We start from the raw sequence: 17,238 nt of genomic DNA, 5'->3' as shown, positions 1-17,238 counted from the left end.
GAAACTAATTTGGTTTATCGGGATGATGAACCTTACAATATTCAAACACATCTATCACAATTCACGGCTGCAAAGTTGATAGACATTGGTTAGTTTCAAACTCATCATTAAATTTTATTATTAATTGCTGATATATCAGCTTGAGGGATTATTATATCCGTTCGGCTGCACTGTATCACAAATCAAAGGATATCTGGTCTTGGATAAAGATTAGTCTGATACCTGTATATTCTTGTGTACCAATCAAACAAACATGGGCATACAACCAAAAGAATTAAGTAAACTGGGATATACCAACAATATAGCTCGCAGTCTGGCAATAAATACAATCAGCAAGCACTGCAAATACAATACAAAAGAAGAGATTAAAATAACTTTAGTCGATTTGTTGAATAATCCCGAAAAATATAAAAACAATGAAGTATGGGGCAAACTGGCAGAACATTTCTCGCCGATAACAACTGAAAAACAATTCACAGTTTACGACCTCCTTCATGAACCTTTATCATTCAAAACCTATGGAAGCAAGTTTATCGAAGGCTTAGCCAAGCAGCAAATGGAACTCGCTATGCGTCTCCCCATCACAGTCGCTGGAGCGTTAATGCCAGATGCACATGCAGGATACGGATTACCTATCGGCGGAGTATTGGCTGTAGAAAATGCAGTTATACCTTATGCTGTAGGTGTAGATATAGGTTGTCGGATGAGTCTGACGGTATTCGATGCGAAGGCAGATTATCTGAAACGCTATTCGCACCAGATCAAAGAGGCTTTGAAAGAATATACCCATTTTGGTATGGACGGATGCTTAGGCTTTCCACAGGAACATGAGATTCTCGACAGGAGTGAGTTTCAATTAACTCCTTTGCTGAAGCAATTACATGGCAAAGTAGTTCGCCAATTAGGTTCATCCGGAGGCGGAAATCATTTCGTAGAATTCGGAGAGATTGAATTAGTTGAAAACAATGTTTTGAATCTTCCGCAAGGAAACTATCTGGCATTACTCTCACATTCAGGGTCAAGGGGAATGGGTGCAGCTATTGCAAGGCACTACAGCGATATTGCCCGCGAAGTGTGTAAGTTGCCGAGAGAGGCGCAGCATTTTGCATGGCTTGGACTGGATACGGAAGCGGGACAGGAGTATTGGATGAGTATGAATTTGGCAGGTGATTTTGCACGAGCATGCCACGAACGGATACATATCAATCTGTCAAAGGCTTTAGGCTTGAAAGCCATAGCCAATGTGAACAATCATCACAATTTTGCATGGCGAGAAGAGATTGCTCCAAACAGGTACGCAATCGTACATCGCAAAGGGGCTACTCCTGCAGGAGAAGGTGTTGCAGGATTTATTCCGGGAAGTATGGCAACAGCAGGCTATCTGGTTTGTGGAAAAGGCGAAATTCAATCGCTCAACTCGGCATCACATGGAGCAGGACGAGCCATGTCACGCCAGAAAGCAAAAAGCCAGTTTACACAATCGGCATTAAAAAAACTGCTTTCTCAGAATGAAGTGACCCTTATCGGTGGTAGTGTAGAGGAGATGCCTCTAGCTTATAAAGACATCGACCGTATAATGCCGGCACAGGAGTCATTAGTAGAAATTCATGGTAAATTTATGCCACGGATAGTAAGAATGAATAAAGAATAGGGTCGCAGACCCTTTTATTAAACAAACTAGATGAATAATAATAAAATATACTTACAAATAACTTCCGGACGTGGTCCTGCCGAATGTTGCCGTGTAGTAGCATTGGTATTGGAGAAGATCCTGATACAAGCCCGAAAGGTGGGATTGATAGCTGAGGTTATTGAACGGGAGGAAGTAGATATGAATCGCACGCTGTTTTCAGCAATTGTATTTCTTGAAGGCAGTAAGGTAGATGAAATAGTGGATGAATGGGAAGGAACTATTCAATGGATAGCACAAAGCCCTTACCGTATCTATCATAAACGGAAAAACTGGTTTGTTGGAGTAAATTCCTTTACTTCGACAGAACTGAGTGAAATAGATACAAAATATATCACCTATCAAACATTACGATCTTCCGGTCCCGGCGGTCAGCATGTCAATAAAACAGAATCGGCTGTACGAGCTACTCATGCTCCGTCGGGAATGAGTGTAACAGCATCTGATCAGCGGTCGCAATTACAAAACAAGAAGTTGGCAACTGAGCGGCTATTAATTAAACTTTCGGCATGGAATATAGAACAGACTATGCAAAAAGCACAGGAGAATTGGGATAATCATAATAGCCTCGAAAGAGGAAATCCGGTGAAAGTAATACAAGAACCATTAATAAAGTAGATTATGTTTGCGAGACGAACAGCAACCAGAATAAAGAACGGAACTGTACAAAGGAAAAACAGACATGCTAAAACCCCTAATTACTGGAATACATACCAAGACGAAATTCAAATTGATATTGAGAATCCGGGAAAAGGGTATAAGCATTTTCTGAAGAAAAGGGATATAAAGCAATTTTTGGAAATATTACCAAACCGAGAAGAGATTGATGTCATGTTTGATGCAGTGTTATTAGCAAGTGGTGATTACTATACTGATGGATGGTATCAGAATGGAGTAATTGCTATATGTGCATGGGAAAAAGAAATGACAAAAGAATATAGTTTAGGGTATTACAAAGCTCATAAAAGTATATTTGACCGATTGGGAGTTAAGTGTCAGGTAAAGAAAGATCATGTTATTTGCGATTTCACAGAAAATCAGATAAAAGCATATCTGCTTCTACATATTTTCCTTCATGAACTGGGACATCATCACGACAGAATTAATACCAGATCAAGAATAATAGCCAGAGGTGAAAAATATGCAGAAAGTTATGCTTTCAAGTATGAAGAAATTATATGGAACAAGTATTTTGAGTACTTTCCGTTTTAACAAAAGAGTATAATTATGACAGAACAAGATAAAAAACGGATCGGTAAATTTCTGAGTCTCATACTTAGACACGATCCCGACAAAATCGGATTGGAACTTGACGAGCAAGGTTGGGCGAATGTGAAAGATCTGATTGATAAATGCAAGAAGCATCGTTATCACTTTTCAATGGAAGACCTGATTGAAATTGTGGAAACGAATGATAAGCAACGCTACTCGTTTAATGAAAAGCGAAATAAAATCAGAGCTAATCAAGGACACTCCATCGATATTGACCTTGCCTTATCTCCGGTAGAGCCACCTGAATTTCTCTATCACGGAACAGCTACCCGATTTCTTTCGTCCATTATGGAACAAGGCATAATAAAAGGTAGTCGCCAGCATGTACATCTGAGCAAGGATAAGGAAACAGCAACAAAGGTCGGTTCACGGCATGGAAAAGTTATTGTCTTAACTATTATGACAGGCAAAATGCACCAGGATGGCATTCTTTTTTATCAATCGGATAATGGAGTTTGGCTGACAGATTATGTAGATGTGAAATATATATCGAAGTAAATAACAGTATAAAAAATTAGAAATCATGTAATTGTTAGTTTCATAAGGGATATGCTCCCTATTTTATCTGTCTGATAAACCTGAAAATTTATCAGATAAGAAATTTATATATTTATAAACGAAACAATTACAATTATGTTATCACAAAAATATGGTCGTACCTACCACTTTCCCTTTTCACCGGGAACAACAAGTGACGACCGATTCAATCATGCTTACTGGGAAGATATCCAACGGATAGAAACCCTTGTACATACAGAGAAACTGGATGGAGAGAATAATTGTCTCAATCAATTTGGGGTATTTGCCCGATCACACGTTGCCCCCACGACATCACTTTGGACAAGCCAATTGAGAGAACGTTGGGAGCTGATGAAAAATGACTTGGGAAATATAGAACTCTTTGGCGAAAATCTTTATGCAGTTCATTCGATTGAATATAAGCACATCGAGGAATATTATTTTATTTTCGCTGTACGGCAGCTAGATAAATGGCTGTCGTGGGAAGAGGTAAAGTTTTATGCCGCGATATTTGATTTACCAACCGTTCCCGAATTAGCTATCGAACCAACAAAAGATTTAACAAAAGAAGCATTACAAATTAAAATAGAAAGTTGGGCAAAAGAAGAAAGCGTTTTTGGCTCTCTCAGTCCATTTACAGGCGAAGACTGTACGCGTGAGGGTGTCGTGACACGGAATATAGAAGAATATCCTGTTGAGGAATTTATGCATAATGTTTTCAAGTATGTCCGTAAAGGTCATGTAAAAACGGATGAACATTGGACTCGTAACTGGAAACGTGCAAAACTTTATTGGGAAACAGAATATAGAAAGGAGGATAAATTATGATTTGGCAATTGACAAAGAATAAAGACTGGGCATCCCTTGAAAGGCAATTTTCGTGGGTTGATGAAATGAAGTATGTGGAGCAACATAAGATTCATCATGCAGAGGGAAATGTGGCTATTCATACTCAGATGGTATTAGATGAGCTACTAAAATTATCATCCTTTCAGAATTTAGATGAACAGGATAAAGAAATCCTTTGGGCTGCAGCATTAATGCACGATATAGAAAAACGCTCAACATCAGTAGATGAAGGCAATGGAAATATTTCGGCGAACGGTCATGCCCGAAGGGGAGAATATACTGCACGTACAATTTTATTCAGGGATGTACCGACACCGTTTGATATTCGCGAGCAGATCACATCATTGGTTCGCTTTCACGGATTTCCTCTTTGGATGATGGATAAGCCTGAACCTTTGAGAAAAATGCTGGAGATAAATCAACGTACCAATATGCAACATCTGCGAATATTGGCTGAAGCAGATATTCGAGGACGTATTTGTGAAGATGCCGGCAAAGTATTGGATGCTTTAGAGTATTTCGAACTATTTTGCAAAGAGCATGATTGCTGGGATAAGAAAAAAGAGTTTGTGACCGATGCTGCCCGTTTTCACTATTTCAATACAGAAGATAGTTATGTGGAATATGTTCCGTTCGAGAATTTCAAGTGTGAAGTAACTATGATGTCCGGCCTGCCGGGAATGGGTAAAGATCATTATATCCAATCCTTGGATAAGGATATTCCTGTTGTCAGTCTTGATGTCATCCGTCGCAAACATAAGATCAGTCCGACCGATAAATCAGGTAATGGATGGGTCGTGCAAACGGCAAAGGAAGAAGCCCGTACTTATCTACGGAAAGGACAAAACTTTGTTTGGAATGCTACGAACATAACTCAACAGATGCGAAGCCAGTTACTTGATCTATTTGTCTCTTATGGAGCAAAAGTGAAGATTGTATATTTGGAAAAGCCTTATGAACAGTGGCGAAGCCAAAATCGTAACAGGGAATACCCTTTACCTGAAAATGTTCTGGATAAGTTACTTTCCAAACTGGATATTCCTCAATTGATGGAAGTACATGAGGTAGAGTATATTGTATAAGATTGATAAGGCAGAAAATGAGATATGTTTTCTGCCTTATTTTCTTGAAAATAGTTACATATCTCTTGTTCAAACTCGGGACTATCGCCACTTAGGCATATAAAGTTCATTTAAAACCCGCTGTATATCTGACTCGCGGTAAAGAACCTTCCCTCCAAAATAGATATAGCGCAAGATCCCTTTCTTACGATAGTCATTTAATGTACGCCGATGTACTTTTAAGAGTTCCGACAGATCTTCATCTGTAATATAACGCTCGCCGTTCAATAAAGGCTTTTGGCTGGCTAGCAAATCTTCGAGCAGCAGGGTTATACGATCTATGGTGTTAAAGAAGTATGAGACTCTGGCATCTGATTCTGTTATCTTTTTCATAATCATATAATTATTTGTTAGGCATTTCATTATTATTCAGAAAATCCTGGATGTCGCTTTTCAGGTAAAGAATTCTTCCTTCAATTTTGGAGTATCCAAGTCTTCCCGTATCCCGGTAAATCTTTAGTGTTTGGGGAGTAATGCACAGAATAGAGCAGGCTTCTTGTGTATCCAGCCATTTAGTGGTACTCCCTCGATTGTTCTTGTTAAATAGAACATTGACAAGTTTGTCAAACTTGGCCAGGCGTTCCAACATTTTATTGAAAACATCTTTCTCAATCATTATAAATTCTTTTTCCATATTAATTTATTTGTAACTGTTTATAGTAATAGAGCAGAGAAAGAGGTCGGGTCTAGCCCCTTCTTTCTCTGTCTAAAAATAGATTATCCTCCAACTTGTTCAGTTTTGAAAAGCTTTGACATAATTATCATTTAATGTCTTCTCCAAATCCGATTCTTTATATAAGACCTTACCGCCTAACAGTATGTAAGAAAGTACTCCCTGATTGCGATAATCATGTAAAGTCCTGCGGCTGACTTTCAATATTCCGGCAACCTCCTTGTCTGTCAGATAGCGTTCTGCATTAACTAAGGGTCTGGTTTCCTCGAATGTTTCTTCCAAACAGGCAATCATTTCTTCCAGACCTTCAAAAAATACAACAACATCTTTGTTGCGTTTTGTAATTAATTCTTCCATAATATTTTAGTTATATGTTTTATGCTTTTATTTGTCTGATTTCAGAATCTCTTCAATATCCGAAACCCTATAGTAGATTTTATTATTCATACGGCTGAAACTAATCCTTCCTGTATCTCTATAAGTTTGTAGAGTACGGGGAGATATATTAAGCATCAGGCATACATCCTGATTGTCGAGCCACTGATCCAATCCTTTACTTTTATACTTACTGCATAAGAGATCAATTCTATCCTTCAGGCTTCGAAACTGTAATATCATAGCTTCAAATACAGCTTTATCTATGTTCGTTATTTCCATAATGATTCATTTAATTAAACAACATAAACTATTTGATGATTTGCAAATCAAAAGCGAATATAGAATTATAAATTACATAAATACCTGATATACATAGCTGTGTGGGTAATTGTCGGGTTTTGTCGGAATTTGTCGGTTTGATTCAAATTGTCTTTTTCGGGAAGGGGCAGCAAAAAAATAGCCGGTCACAATTTGTGACCGGCTATCTACTTCTTATTTTAAGATCACACTCCGTGACCTTTAAGCTTATTCATCTTTCACAAACCCGACTTTCTTTCTGGGTTTATCCTCTGATTCCTTTTTACTAGCCAATTCAGTAAGAGCCTGATAAACTTCATTGAATTGGATGTTAGTATCAATCATAAAGGTTTCAAGTTTTTGGTTTAATTCACTATAGCGAGAAGAAAGCTCTCTCATTTTTACAAAAGCCCGCATAATTGAGATATTGACTTCGATCGCGATTTCACTTCTTAATACACTGGATAACATAGCAACACCTTGCTCTGTAAAGACAAAGGGCATATATCGTGTACCACCCCAACTTGAGGTCACAATTTGTGACCTCAAGATTTCCCACTCTTCACTATTCATTTCAAACATAAAGTCTTCAGGAAATCTCTGCAAATTTCTTTTGACTGCTTGCTTTAAGGCCTTTGTTGAAACTTGGTAACGCTCGGCTAAATCGAAATCTAACATAACTCTACAGCCTCTTATCTCATATATCCGATTTTGAATTACTTGCAAATCTATAACTATTTCAATTTAAGGTTCGAAATTTTGCTATCTACATTTATCATATCTTCCATAATACTTTGATCAAGAACTTTTGCATAATGTTGTGTCATACGGGTAGAAGAATGACCAAGCATCTTAGCAACATTTTCCATAGTTACTTTATTGGCTAAAGTAACCGTTGTGGCAAATGTGTGCCTGGCTACGTAGAAGGTAAAACCTATGTCATGTATCAAACAATGGTTTCACTAGAAGGAATCTTATCTAAACAATATTTCTTTAGAATAGATAATTCGTATCTAGTCAACGTAAGTCACATCGAAAAGATTAATGAGGAGTCTCTTTACCGGAAACAAAGAACTCCCCATCTTCGAATATAAGAGAGCAGAGCCCCTCAGTTTGCTGGTATACATATGTTTAATGATAAAACAAATCTGCGTTATTATATAGAAATATAATTAAAACACCAAGCAACGATATAGATGCCTAATCCATAGACGGCATGTGTCATTAGACTTCGTGCTCTCGCCTTCCACGGATGTGGAGTTTTTGATGCTGCTATTCCTTGTCCAAAGGCTGGTTGCATCAGTACCCACGAAGCCAGAGTAGTAACAATACCATAAACGACTGGTAAAACGACAGTTGGGTGCAACAATCACGAATCTCCCCATATTAGCAACATCAGAAAAGCGAAAGTAATACCAATACAGTAATGAGCAGTCCAATCTAGTGCAGTTTCTCCTTTTATAGGAGCTAGATCTGCTACACTCTGATGCATAAATTTTCCTTTGGGAAAATAACCAATCCATCTACCCACTAAACTATAATTAAGGGTTGAAATATTAAACACCTTTTTTAGAATTATTGCTACAACATCCATTACTATTGTAGCACCCACACCTATAAATACGGAACTGATTATCAAATCACTTACATTCATCATCATTCTTTTTTTTATGTATTATTGAATGCGACAAAGTTAGGCAGCTCATCTCTTTCAATGCTGACACTTAGCAAAGGAGAAATGGTATAAATCAAAGAATATATATACTACAGCTTATGTAGTTTTCGAAATTGTAACGGAGTAAGCCGTGTAAGTTTTTTGAAGAATCGACCAAAGTAGGATTCATCTTTAAAGTTTAGTTGCAGTGCAATGGCTGAAATACTATCAGTAGACTGGAGTATACGAGATTTAGCCTCTTCGATAAGTTGATTTTGAATCATAACACTTGCTGTGACCCCACTAGCATCTTTTACCATACTATTCAAGTGGTTAGGGTGTACATGCAATAGATCAGCATAATCAGATACAAGTCTTTTTTCTATAAAATGTTTACTGACCAGTCTCTGAAATTCGGCAACCAATTTATCACCTCTAGTTAATGATAAGTTACACGAGTCTTGTTTGTTTGCATAAATACGTTCTGCTTCCATTAATGTTATATTCAGAAACATACGTGTTAGAGTATCATCATTCAGGCTTTGTTTGAAGCATTTCTCCTCTTGTAATTTAGAAAAGAGTTGTTTCATCGTTATCACCTCATCTCCAGCCAACTCTACAAAGGGATCTTTGTCTAACTGATAAAATGGGAATTGCTGTAGTCTAACAACTTGCTTAGCCACCAATAGAAAGTAGTCAGCATCAAACATACAAAAGATACCTCTCACATCATCACTCCATGATTTTACACTGTTAAGTTGATTTTGGGGAATAAAGAAAAGTGTATTGGGCTTGAAGTGATATTTCTTAGAACCAATTGTTTCTATGATCTCTCCTGCTGTCAGAAAAGTAATGGTATAGAAGCGTTGCCGCGTCACCATATTCTCTACATTTGTAGGTTTACGTTTTTTATTTAGCACATCCAAGTCAGCAATTTCTAAAAAGCCACTACCGTACTGACAAGAAGTAGAACCCTGAATCTCGCAAAAAGAATCTTTCGAGTCTACAAAGTAAAAGTCTTTGAAGTCTTGTCCTGTTAATAATTCTGTAACCTTCAGCTCCGACATGGAATGTATGCTTTAGTAAAACAATTATGATACAAATTTACACAAAATGTTGTTTGGATATCCAAATTGGATACTAGTTTTCAGTATCAATCTGATCAACAATCTTATCAATGGAGAGAGATAGCCATCTGACTATCTTTCTACTATTACATATTAACAGCTATACCATAATAGAGTATAAAATAAACATCTTTATATAAGGCCTTTCAACACCTGATTTGAAGTTTGGAAATTTGTTTGATTACATCATATTTTATATTCATTTAAGACTAGATACCGATTTGGTAGCATAAATGATCTTCAAACTGCTGCCGACTAAACCGCCCTATATTTTAACCATGGTGTCCTGAATATACTAAGGACACTTTTTCCATAGATTCCTATTTTTATTAAATAATTGGTCTTATTTTATATTCTCCTTTGGATGTAGCAAATAACCCACAACATATATCCTTCACTGAACAAAGCCTACACTCCTCCAGATATTTTACTTTCCAATCAGAAATCGATTTACGAGCAAACTCATGTAATGATGAGGGTAAAGAACAAAGAGGCAGATTAAAAACCGAGACATCCAATCCCCATGTAGCAAGATTTATTACAGCCTTCTCTAGTTGAATTTGAAAATCAATTGGGTCTATCCAAACTTGTTCGTGATTCTTTATGCTGTAGCCAGTATCTTCTAATCCCATAAAAGAGATATGAGTAACAAAGGGCAAGTTCTTATATATAAAATTCGATAGCTGCGGTAAGCGTAGATAATTTATCTTATTGATAACAATACGGAGTTCTATTCGAATATTAAATTCAGCCAGATTATATAATCCTTTTACTGTCTCATTATATGATCCTACTGCCTGTGCAATATGATCATGATCATGCAAGTAGTCGGAATGTAGAGGAATCCCCAATAATAATCTGTCAGCTCCAACAGCAGCAAGTTTCTTTACATAGTCACGGTTTGCAAAAGCACGGCCATTGGATAGTATATGTATTTGAGTTTCGGGTAGCTTCTCCTTTATTTTTTCTATCAACAAAAAGAGTTTGTCACCTAATAATGTAGGTTCTCCTCCTGTTATTCCAATATCAGTTAATTCAGAAGGAGCAGACTCAATAATAGCCAAATTACGTTCGAATAATAAGTCTATATCATTCCTGTTTAGCGGAGGCTGTGAGCACATCAGGCACCTATTATTACATTGTGCTGTAACAAAAAGGGAGTTGTCGTTGGAGTTAATATCTAATTCAGTTTTAATCATCCGACACTGTTATTAATCCACCGTTTGAATATAGGTAATACCTCTTCTTCTCTGTTTATCAATAATGAAAAGATATGTTGTATTATTTGTTTATGCTTCTTACAAAAAGAAGATGTTGGTCTAAAACCATACATATCACCTTGTGTTGAATGGTTTCTTACAGGATCGGCGCCGCAATAAGATTGATAAGCACATTCCGAACATCCTGCAATAGTTTCGTTTGCCCAGATCAATGCTATCTCCTGAGCTTTTTTTCCATAGAGTATATTCTCATAAGTATCATTAACATGTCCAAGCCGAAATGTATTGTCTCCATGCTCGGTTAGCATTCTAGATTCATCCGAAGCATACACATAACCGTCATAGTTGTATACAATCACACTATTGATGATTCCTGCCGGAGACTGAAGGTCTACAAAACCAATAGAAAAAGGAGTCAAGATCTTCCTCAAAACTAAAGCAGTGAACTCTTCGATAAAGTAAGTTCCATTTTTATTCAGTTCTATAATGTAATCCAACGCCTTCTTGTAAAAAAGAATAAACCTATCATAATATTCATTCCAATCTGCATATTGGGAAGCCATACCATAAGGGTTTAAAGCTCTTAAGAAGATACTATGGAAACCATTGTCTATATATGCATCAATAATCTCATTTGGATGATTAACTGATTCTTCTGAGGCTGTCATTAAAGCGGATACTCGATCTATCCCCAAAACATCCCGTGCTTTCTCAATTCCTTTTATAACACGCGAATAACTGTCAATCTTCCCTCTATTGTGGTTATGCAGTTCCTCAGGGCCATCAAGAGATGTCGATATCAGTACCTGGTATGTTGTACAAATCGATAAAACTTCGTCGGTCAGATTTACGCTGTTAGTACACAAGACATAAGTAATCTCTTTCCGGTAAAGGATATTCTTTTCTTGTGTGGTTGATATTGCAAAGAGTAATAAATCAGCCATTAGAGATGGTTCTCCTCCCTGAAACTCCATTGTTATGGAAGGTGATGGAGATTTAAACATCAGATCAATGGATTTAAGCATCGTATCTTTGCTCATATCGTATAATGAACCGTAACATTCTTTACTGGATGCCTGACAATAGATGCAATTTTGATTGCATCGCAAGGTCAATACAAATATATGTAAGGATGTAAAATGATCCAGGAATGATTTCTTTGTTCGCAGTCGAGCCGCAAGACTATCTATCAGGTAAGGAATTGGTATTTCACTGATAAAATACGAAGAAATAAGATCTTTATATAAATTTTCATCTGTTTCAATTTCCCGGTTTACTATTCTGCTGGCTGTCCCAACAGGAGTAATCAGATAATCTCCAACTTCATTAACCAGAATCTCATTATTGTCGATACGATCAAATCGAAAAGGTAATAAGTAATACATTATTCTCCGGTTAGCATATAATCTTCAAACTCATCATTATTCGCAAAAGCTTTCACATAAAGAATATCCCGAATATTATGAGTCTCTTGTCCGACAATATCCCGAACTTTGTAATCGATAAAGTCCTGATTAAGTTTTCTTTCTAGCTGATCAATCTCTTCTTGAATAAAAATACCCTCTTTCTTCTTGAGCTCAATAGATTGGATTGTATCGGTTGAAGTATTACGACTTATCAGGTATGAGTCAGTCAGCCAATATAGTACCTTTGATATAACTGTATCATTATAAATCTGGGTGTCAACTGAAAAACGGATGAAGTTCTCTGCTATTTTTCTAAAATCTGTCATCTTACTATTTTTTCAGGAAATAAACAGTTTGTGTATCTACAATACCGTCTGCATCTATTCCTATCTTATTTTGAAAAGAAATAACTGCCTTCTCTATTTCATTATCAAATAAAATAGCTCCTTTTGCAAAAGATCCTGATAAATATTTTTTATCAATTAAGATGTTTTTCAGCTGTGTAACATCTGTTCCGGTCATTCCTTTTTTGAGAATTCTATCGCCCAAATTGAGTTTCTCACCGACAGCCGTTGTTGATGTTGTCCTTTGAGTTGAAGTGGATGTGCCACTATTTCCCGTCGTTTTACTACTTGACGGTTTTGTATTTGACGTTCCTGTAGACGTACCAGTAGAAGGTGAGGAATAATAGTAAGAAGATGACGAAGAAGACCTGCTCGAACCACCAGAATAAGTAGAACTACTTGATCGGTGTGAGGAATGTGACCTATGCGAAGAATGTGATCTGTGGCTTCTATGGCCTGCAATCAGGTAAGAATTATCATTCTGAAATTTTAAAACAAATTTCTGAGAATTATCTTTTTTAGGACTTATTTCAGGTTCCTTTTTTGCATTATCTAAGTTCAACTTACTAATGTCATAGTTAGAGGCTTCCGTATTTGTTGTAGCAACGATAGATGTTAAAGAGGTCAAAAAGATCCCTTTCAGAATTTTATTAAAACGTGATTTCATAGATAATTACTTAATTAGCTGATTCCATGTATAAAGATATAAAATACTCTTTTATTATAGTGAATAAATGCTAAAAAATAATCAATATAATTTATCGAACAGCTTTATTATACATAAAAGCAGAGAATATACTTACTCTTTTATCTGCCTCATTCTGTATATTTGTAGAGAGAAATAAGTATCTGTAAATAATAATTCAAACAATGATAAAAGTTATAGCCGAGGATTTTATTAAAGAAGAATATTTAGATATTGTAAAACCTCTTTATGCTGAATTGGTTGCTAAGACCAAAATGGAAAAGGATTGTATAGAATACAACCTTTATATAGATCAGGACGATAAAACTCACTTTATCTTCATTGAAGAATGGCCGGATCATGATGCATTGGACAGGCATTGCCAGACAGAGCATTTCAGACGGTTGGTTCCTTTGATTAATAAGCATCAATCTAAAGAATGTGAATTTACCATTATGGAGATTTTTCAATAAGTAAAAGAATGGAGAATAAAGATATTTTGATAAAAGCACAGGAATATATAAAAGATACTTTTCTCAAAGAAGGAACAGGACACGATTACTGTCATATAGAACGAGTGGTAATCAATTCCCGAAAGATTTTGCAAACAGAACAGGCTGATTGCTTTCTGGTTGAATTAGCAGCTTGGTTACATGATTTAGGGGATCATAAGCTTTATAATGGTTTGGATAAATCTGAAGAGTTAATCAATGCTTTTCTTAAATCATTACTTGTTGATCAGTCTACGATAAACAAAGTTGTCGAGATTGTTTCTCAAGTTTCTTTCAGTAAAGGAAATAAGCCATCCTCCATAGAAGCAGAAATTGTACAGGATGCAGATCGTTTAGATGCTATCGGAGCAATTGGTATTGCACGCTGCTTTGCATATGGTGGTAGTAAGAATCGAATTCTATATAGTCCTGATGAAAAAGAGAAAGAGAATTCAAGTATTCAACACTTTTATGATAAGCTGTTTAAGCTAAAAGATATGATGAATACTGAATCTGCTAAGTTAATAGCAGCAGAACGCCATTCTTTTATGGAAGAATACATAGCTAAATTTTATAAGGAAGTTCAATAAGAATGTAATTAAATTCATCTTATTTTGATTTAATAGCATTGAAAGCAAAGGTATTTTGCCCCATTGGGTTACAATAAATTAAAGTATAATAATGAAATTATTAACAGCAGGATTGGTCGTTACAAAAAACAATCAATTGCTTTTAGCATACAGTAGTAATAAAAATGCATGGTATTTACCCGGAGGGAAAGTAGATAAAGGAGAAACAGCCAAAGAAGCACTTATCAGAGAAATTAAGGAAGAGTTAAACATTGACTTGCAACCAGATAAAATTGAAAATTACAAACACATTTCAGCTCCGGCATATGGAGAAAGTCCTGAGTTAATAATGGAACAAGATACTTTTCAATATAATTTAACAGAAGAGATACAGCCAAGCCATGAAATTACTGCAGTGAAATTTTTTGACTTAGGGATGTACAAGCTAGAACCGGCTCAGGTTCCCGGTGTATTAAAAGTTTTTGCACTATTGAAAGAAGATGGTATAATTTTATAGATGAGAAAGAGGAAATCTGTATAGAAAATAAGAAGAGGAGCTATCATGAAAATCAAAACTAAGGTTGACTGATTATTAAAATATTAATAATTTGTATGATCTTAATTTTCATCTTTTATAATAACTAAAGTATTATCAGATATCAGACTAAAAATTATTAATTATACTAAAGAGATCAGTTATGAAAGATCAAAACAGTATTGGACTAATCAGAAAAAGCTTAACTTTAGTATGCATAAAATAAATGAATATGAATGAAAAAGTAAAAATAATAAAAACAGAAGTATTGTCAGACAATTGGTACACACTCCGAAAAGTAACCTATGAATACTTAAAAGAGGATGGCACTATAGATACACAAAGCAGAGAGGCTTATGACAGAGGTAACGGCGCTACTATCTTGTTGTATAATAAGGAGAACCAAACAGTTATTCTCACACGACAATTTAGGTTGCCCACTTATCTCAATGGCAATGATTCAGGAATGCTTATAGAATCTTGTGCTGGATTATTAGATAAAGACAATGCTGAAGTGTGTATTAAAAGAGAAACAGAAGAGGAAACAGGGTACAAAATTTCACAAGTTCAAAAAATTTTTGAGGCGTATATGTCTCCCGGTTCTGTTACCGAGATTGTTTATTTTTTTATTGCTGAATACACCAAGGATATGAAAGTGAACGAAGGAGGGGGGCTCGATGAAGAACAAGAAAACATAGAAGTTCTAGAGTTGAAGGTTGACAGAGCAATGGAAATGATAAAAAATGGAGAGATTAGGGATGGTAAAACAATCATGTTACTGCAATATATAAAATTGCACAACATTCTGTAATTTGAAGCAATAATCTATGACAGTCCTCTTCTTGTACTCAACGAATTCCGTAAAGTATCTATTGAATTATCAAAAAAATAAAAGGGACTGTCCATAACCTTGTGTAAATGAAAAACTAGCCTTAGGGCTTTTATCCTATATATTTCTTTATCGTACTACTCTGCTCTCAAAGATAGCTAAAAATTGATTGAGTATTAAACCCCAGTTATGAATGGGCATCGTCCATTTTTTCTCAATCTCGCTGATAGCCAGATATACAGACTTTTCCAAGGCATCATCCGTTGAGAATGATAACTTGTTTTTGGTGTATTTGCGTATCTTACCGTTCAGATTTTCTATCAGATTGGTGGTATAGATGATTTTATGGATTTCCAGCGGGAAGTCAAAAAAAGAAGTCAGTTCATCCCAGTTGTTACGCCACGAACGGATAGCATAAGGATATTTAGAACCCCATTTTTGTTCGAAATCATCCAATTCAAGTTTAGCTGCATCTTTTGTAGGAGCATTGTAGATGTTCTTTAAATCAGAAGTAAACTCTTTCTTTTCTTTCCAAACAACATAACGGCACGAGTTACGGATTTGATGGACTACGCATATTTGAGTCGTTGATTCAGTAAAGACACTTTTTATTGTATCTGTAAATCCACACAGATTATCTGTAACTGTAATGAGGATGTCTTGCACTCCACGGGCTTTTAAGTCAGTTAGGACACCCATCCAAAACGAAGAAAATTCTGTTTTACCAACCCACATGCCCAGGACTTCTTTAAAGCCTTCCTTATTTAGCCCTACACACAAATAGACTGTCTTATTGATAACCTTACCTGCCTCTCTGACTTTAAAAATAATCCCATCCATCCGAACTATCAGGTATAAGTTTTCTAACGGGCGGTTCTGCCACTCAAAAGCTTCCTGATTTACCTTATTGGTAATGTGGGGATGGAAGATGTGGATAGTTTAAAACCGGATATCTCATGCATTTCCTGTTCAATATCCGAAACGCTCATACCTTTGGCATACAAAGAGATTATTAATCTGTCAATACTCGAACCACGGTTCTCATGTTTGGGGATAACCACCGGTTCAAATTCGCCATTACGGTCACGGGGAACTTCTATGGTGGATTCTCCATATTCTCCCTGAACTTTCTTGGTATAGATCCCATTGCGGGAGTTGTCGGTGATTAAATCTCCTTTTTGATGCCTTTCATAGCCTAAATGGTTATCCATCTCTGCCTGAAGCATCTGTTCATAAACCTGAACGTGAAGCTGCTTTAAAAGGAATCAACTTCTTCGCGTGTCTTAAATTGAGATAAGAACTCTTTACTAAACAAATTTTTTGGAACGTCCATAATAAACACTTTTTATAAAGTTATTAATAAATGAAAAACTACAAGCCTTACAGCCTGTAGTTTTTCATTTACACATCATTTTGGACAATGTCCTTATATCGGCAAACAAGACTATTGGTGATATTTCTATGCTAATTATTTTTCAACTTTGTAAATTGCACCTTCACATCCATCGAATTCTATATCTCTTTCATACTGAAGTCCAATCTTTTCAAGAACTCTTATCGACCAGACATTTTTTTTCAT

Annotated in this window: 21 protein-coding genes and 3 pseudogenes; 11 read left to right on the top strand and 13 right to left on the bottom strand. The window is 36.1% G+C overall.

Annotated elements, in window-relative coordinates; genetic code table 11:
* Positions 1-253 precede the first annotated feature (253 nt).
* The 6 genes from E4T88_RS10030 to E4T88_RS10005 all read left to right on the top strand — a co-directional run bounded on the left by E4T88_RS10030 (position 254) and on the right by E4T88_RS10005 (position 5,412).
* Positions 254-1,651, top strand: coding sequence for an RtcB family protein (locus tag E4T88_RS10030; RefSeq protein ID WP_135105312.1), 1,398 nt, complete (start codon positions 254-256; stop codon positions 1,649-1,651).
* Between the two features lie 30 nt (positions 1,652-1,681).
* Entirely contained in the window at positions 1,682-2,308 is a 627-nt protein-coding gene (gene prfH / locus E4T88_RS10025; RefSeq protein ID WP_135105311.1) for a peptide chain release factor H, read from the top strand.
* 3 nt (positions 2,309-2,311) lie between these two features.
* Positions 2,312-2,902, top strand: a complete 591-nt coding sequence (locus tag E4T88_RS10020; protein ID WP_135105310.1) for a hypothetical protein — start codon at positions 2,312-2,314, stop codon at positions 2,900-2,902.
* A 15-nt stretch (positions 2,903-2,917) separates the two neighbouring features.
* Positions 2,918-3,460, top strand: a complete 543-nt coding sequence (locus tag E4T88_RS10015; RefSeq protein WP_135105309.1) for an RNA 2'-phosphotransferase — start codon at positions 2,918-2,920, stop codon at positions 3,458-3,460.
* A 135-nt stretch (positions 3,461-3,595) separates the two neighbouring features.
* Positions 3,596-4,309 (top strand): RNA ligase family protein, encoded by a 714-nt coding sequence (locus E4T88_RS10010; protein WP_135105308.1) that lies wholly within the window; start codon positions 3,596-3,598, stop codon positions 4,307-4,309.
* Complete coding sequence (locus tag E4T88_RS10005) at positions 4,306-5,412, top strand: AAA family ATPase (protein ID WP_135105307.1); 1,107 nt, start codon at positions 4,306-4,308, stop codon at positions 5,410-5,412. Before E4T88_RS10010 ends, E4T88_RS10005 begins: the two co-directional genes overlap by 4 nt.
* Before the next feature lie 81 nt (positions 5,413-5,493).
* On the opposite strand, the gene E4T88_RS10000 is transcribed toward E4T88_RS10005, so the two are convergent.
* From E4T88_RS10000 to E4T88_RS09975, 6 genes and pseudogenes are all read right to left on the bottom strand, one after another.
* Positions 5,494-5,784 (bottom strand): helix-turn-helix domain-containing protein, encoded by a 291-nt coding sequence (locus E4T88_RS10000; protein ID WP_135105306.1) that lies wholly within the window; start codon positions 5,782-5,784, stop codon positions 5,494-5,496.
* Positions 5,785-5,794: 10 nt separating this feature from the next.
* A complete protein-coding gene (locus tag E4T88_RS09995; RefSeq protein WP_135105305.1) occupies positions 5,795-6,085 on the bottom strand; it encodes a helix-turn-helix domain-containing protein in 291 nt (96 codons plus the stop codon).
* A gap of 99 nt (positions 6,086-6,184) precedes the next feature.
* Positions 6,185-6,481, bottom strand: coding sequence for a helix-turn-helix domain-containing protein (locus tag E4T88_RS09990; RefSeq protein ID WP_135105304.1), 297 nt, complete (start codon positions 6,479-6,481; stop codon positions 6,185-6,187).
* A 27-nt stretch (positions 6,482-6,508) separates the two neighbouring features.
* Positions 6,509-6,781: a helix-turn-helix domain-containing protein gene (locus tag E4T88_RS09985; RefSeq protein ID WP_135105303.1), complete on the bottom strand. Its 273-nt coding sequence runs from the start codon at positions 6,779-6,781 to the stop codon at positions 6,509-6,511.
* A 246-nt stretch (positions 6,782-7,027) separates the two neighbouring features.
* A complete protein-coding gene (locus E4T88_RS09980) occupies positions 7,028-7,531 on the bottom strand; it encodes an ORF6N domain-containing protein (RefSeq protein ID WP_135105302.1) in 504 nt (167 codons plus the stop codon).
* Positions 7,532-7,533: 2 nt separating this feature from the next.
* Positions 7,534-7,728, bottom strand: a pseudogene (locus E4T88_RS09975) (tyrosine-type recombinase/integrase); the annotation flags it as partial.
* 12 nt (positions 7,729-7,740) lie between these two features.
* Between E4T88_RS09975 and E4T88_RS18395 the strand changes: the two are divergent.
* Positions 7,741-7,893, top strand: coding sequence for a LytTR family transcriptional regulator DNA-binding domain-containing protein (locus tag E4T88_RS18395; RefSeq protein ID WP_135105300.1), 153 nt, complete (start codon positions 7,741-7,743; stop codon positions 7,891-7,893).
* 62 nt (positions 7,894-7,955) lie between these two features.
* Here the strand turns inward: E4T88_RS18395 and E4T88_RS18280 are convergent.
* The 6 genes and pseudogenes from E4T88_RS18280 to hxsA2 form a co-directional block, all read right to left on the bottom strand.
* Positions 7,956-8,453 (bottom strand): annotated as a pseudogene (locus E4T88_RS18280) (DUF2938 domain-containing protein).
* Between the two features lie 110 nt (positions 8,454-8,563).
* Positions 8,564-9,520, bottom strand: coding sequence for a helix-turn-helix domain-containing protein (locus tag E4T88_RS09960; RefSeq protein ID WP_135105299.1), 957 nt, complete (start codon positions 9,518-9,520; stop codon positions 8,564-8,566).
* 389 nt (positions 9,521-9,909) lie between these two features.
* Positions 9,910-10,779: a His-Xaa-Ser system radical SAM maturase HxsC gene (hxsC, locus tag E4T88_RS09955; protein ID WP_135105298.1), complete on the bottom strand. Its 870-nt coding sequence runs from the start codon at positions 10,777-10,779 to the stop codon at positions 9,910-9,912.
* Positions 10,776-12,185: a His-Xaa-Ser system radical SAM maturase HxsB gene (gene hxsB, locus E4T88_RS09950; protein ID WP_135105297.1), complete on the bottom strand. Its 1,410-nt coding sequence runs from the start codon at positions 12,183-12,185 to the stop codon at positions 10,776-10,778. Before hxsB ends, hxsC begins: the two co-directional genes overlap by 4 nt.
* Positions 12,185-12,532, bottom strand: a complete 348-nt coding sequence (hxsD, locus tag E4T88_RS09945; RefSeq protein WP_135105296.1) for a His-Xaa-Ser system protein HxsD — start codon at positions 12,530-12,532, stop codon at positions 12,185-12,187. Before hxsD ends, hxsB begins: the two co-directional genes overlap by 1 nt.
* Before the next feature lie 4 nt (positions 12,533-12,536).
* Positions 12,537-13,217: a His-Xaa-Ser repeat protein HxsA2 gene (gene hxsA2, locus E4T88_RS09940; RefSeq protein WP_135105295.1), complete on the bottom strand. Its 681-nt coding sequence runs from the start codon at positions 13,215-13,217 to the stop codon at positions 12,537-12,539.
* Between the two features lie 203 nt (positions 13,218-13,420).
* Here hxsA2 and E4T88_RS09935 point away from each other — a divergent pair, with 203 nt between their 5' ends.
* The 4 genes from E4T88_RS09935 to nudK all read left to right on the top strand — a co-directional run bounded on the left by E4T88_RS09935 (position 13,421) and on the right by nudK (position 15,641).
* Positions 13,421-13,708: a putative quinol monooxygenase gene (locus E4T88_RS09935; protein ID WP_135105294.1), complete on the top strand. Its 288-nt coding sequence runs from the start codon at positions 13,421-13,423 to the stop codon at positions 13,706-13,708.
* Positions 13,709-13,716: 8 nt separating this feature from the next.
* On the top strand, positions 13,717-14,316 hold the full coding sequence (locus tag E4T88_RS09930; RefSeq protein WP_135105293.1) for an HD domain-containing protein: 600 nt from the start codon (positions 13,717-13,719) through the stop codon (positions 14,314-14,316).
* 91 nt (positions 14,317-14,407) lie between these two features.
* A complete protein-coding gene (locus E4T88_RS09925; protein WP_221411798.1) occupies positions 14,408-14,812 on the top strand; it encodes an NUDIX hydrolase in 405 nt (134 codons plus the stop codon).
* 250 nt (positions 14,813-15,062) lie between these two features.
* On the top strand, positions 15,063-15,641 hold the full coding sequence (gene nudK, locus E4T88_RS09920) for a GDP-mannose pyrophosphatase NudK (RefSeq protein WP_135105291.1): 579 nt from the start codon (positions 15,063-15,065) through the stop codon (positions 15,639-15,641).
* 147 nt (positions 15,642-15,788) lie between these two features.
* On the opposite strand, the pseudogene E4T88_RS09915 reads toward nudK, so the two are convergent.
* A pseudogene (locus E4T88_RS09915) lies at positions 15,789-16,992 on the bottom strand (IS256 family transposase).
* Positions 16,993-17,238 lie beyond the last annotated feature (246 nt).

This window comes from Dysgonomonas mossii (genome assembly GCF_004569505.1).
Lineage (GTDB): Bacteria > Bacteroidota > Bacteroidia > Bacteroidales > Dysgonomonadaceae > Dysgonomonas.
The sequence above is the reverse complement of the archived record's forward strand: the minus strand, read 5'-3'. Positions and strand labels throughout refer to the sequence as shown.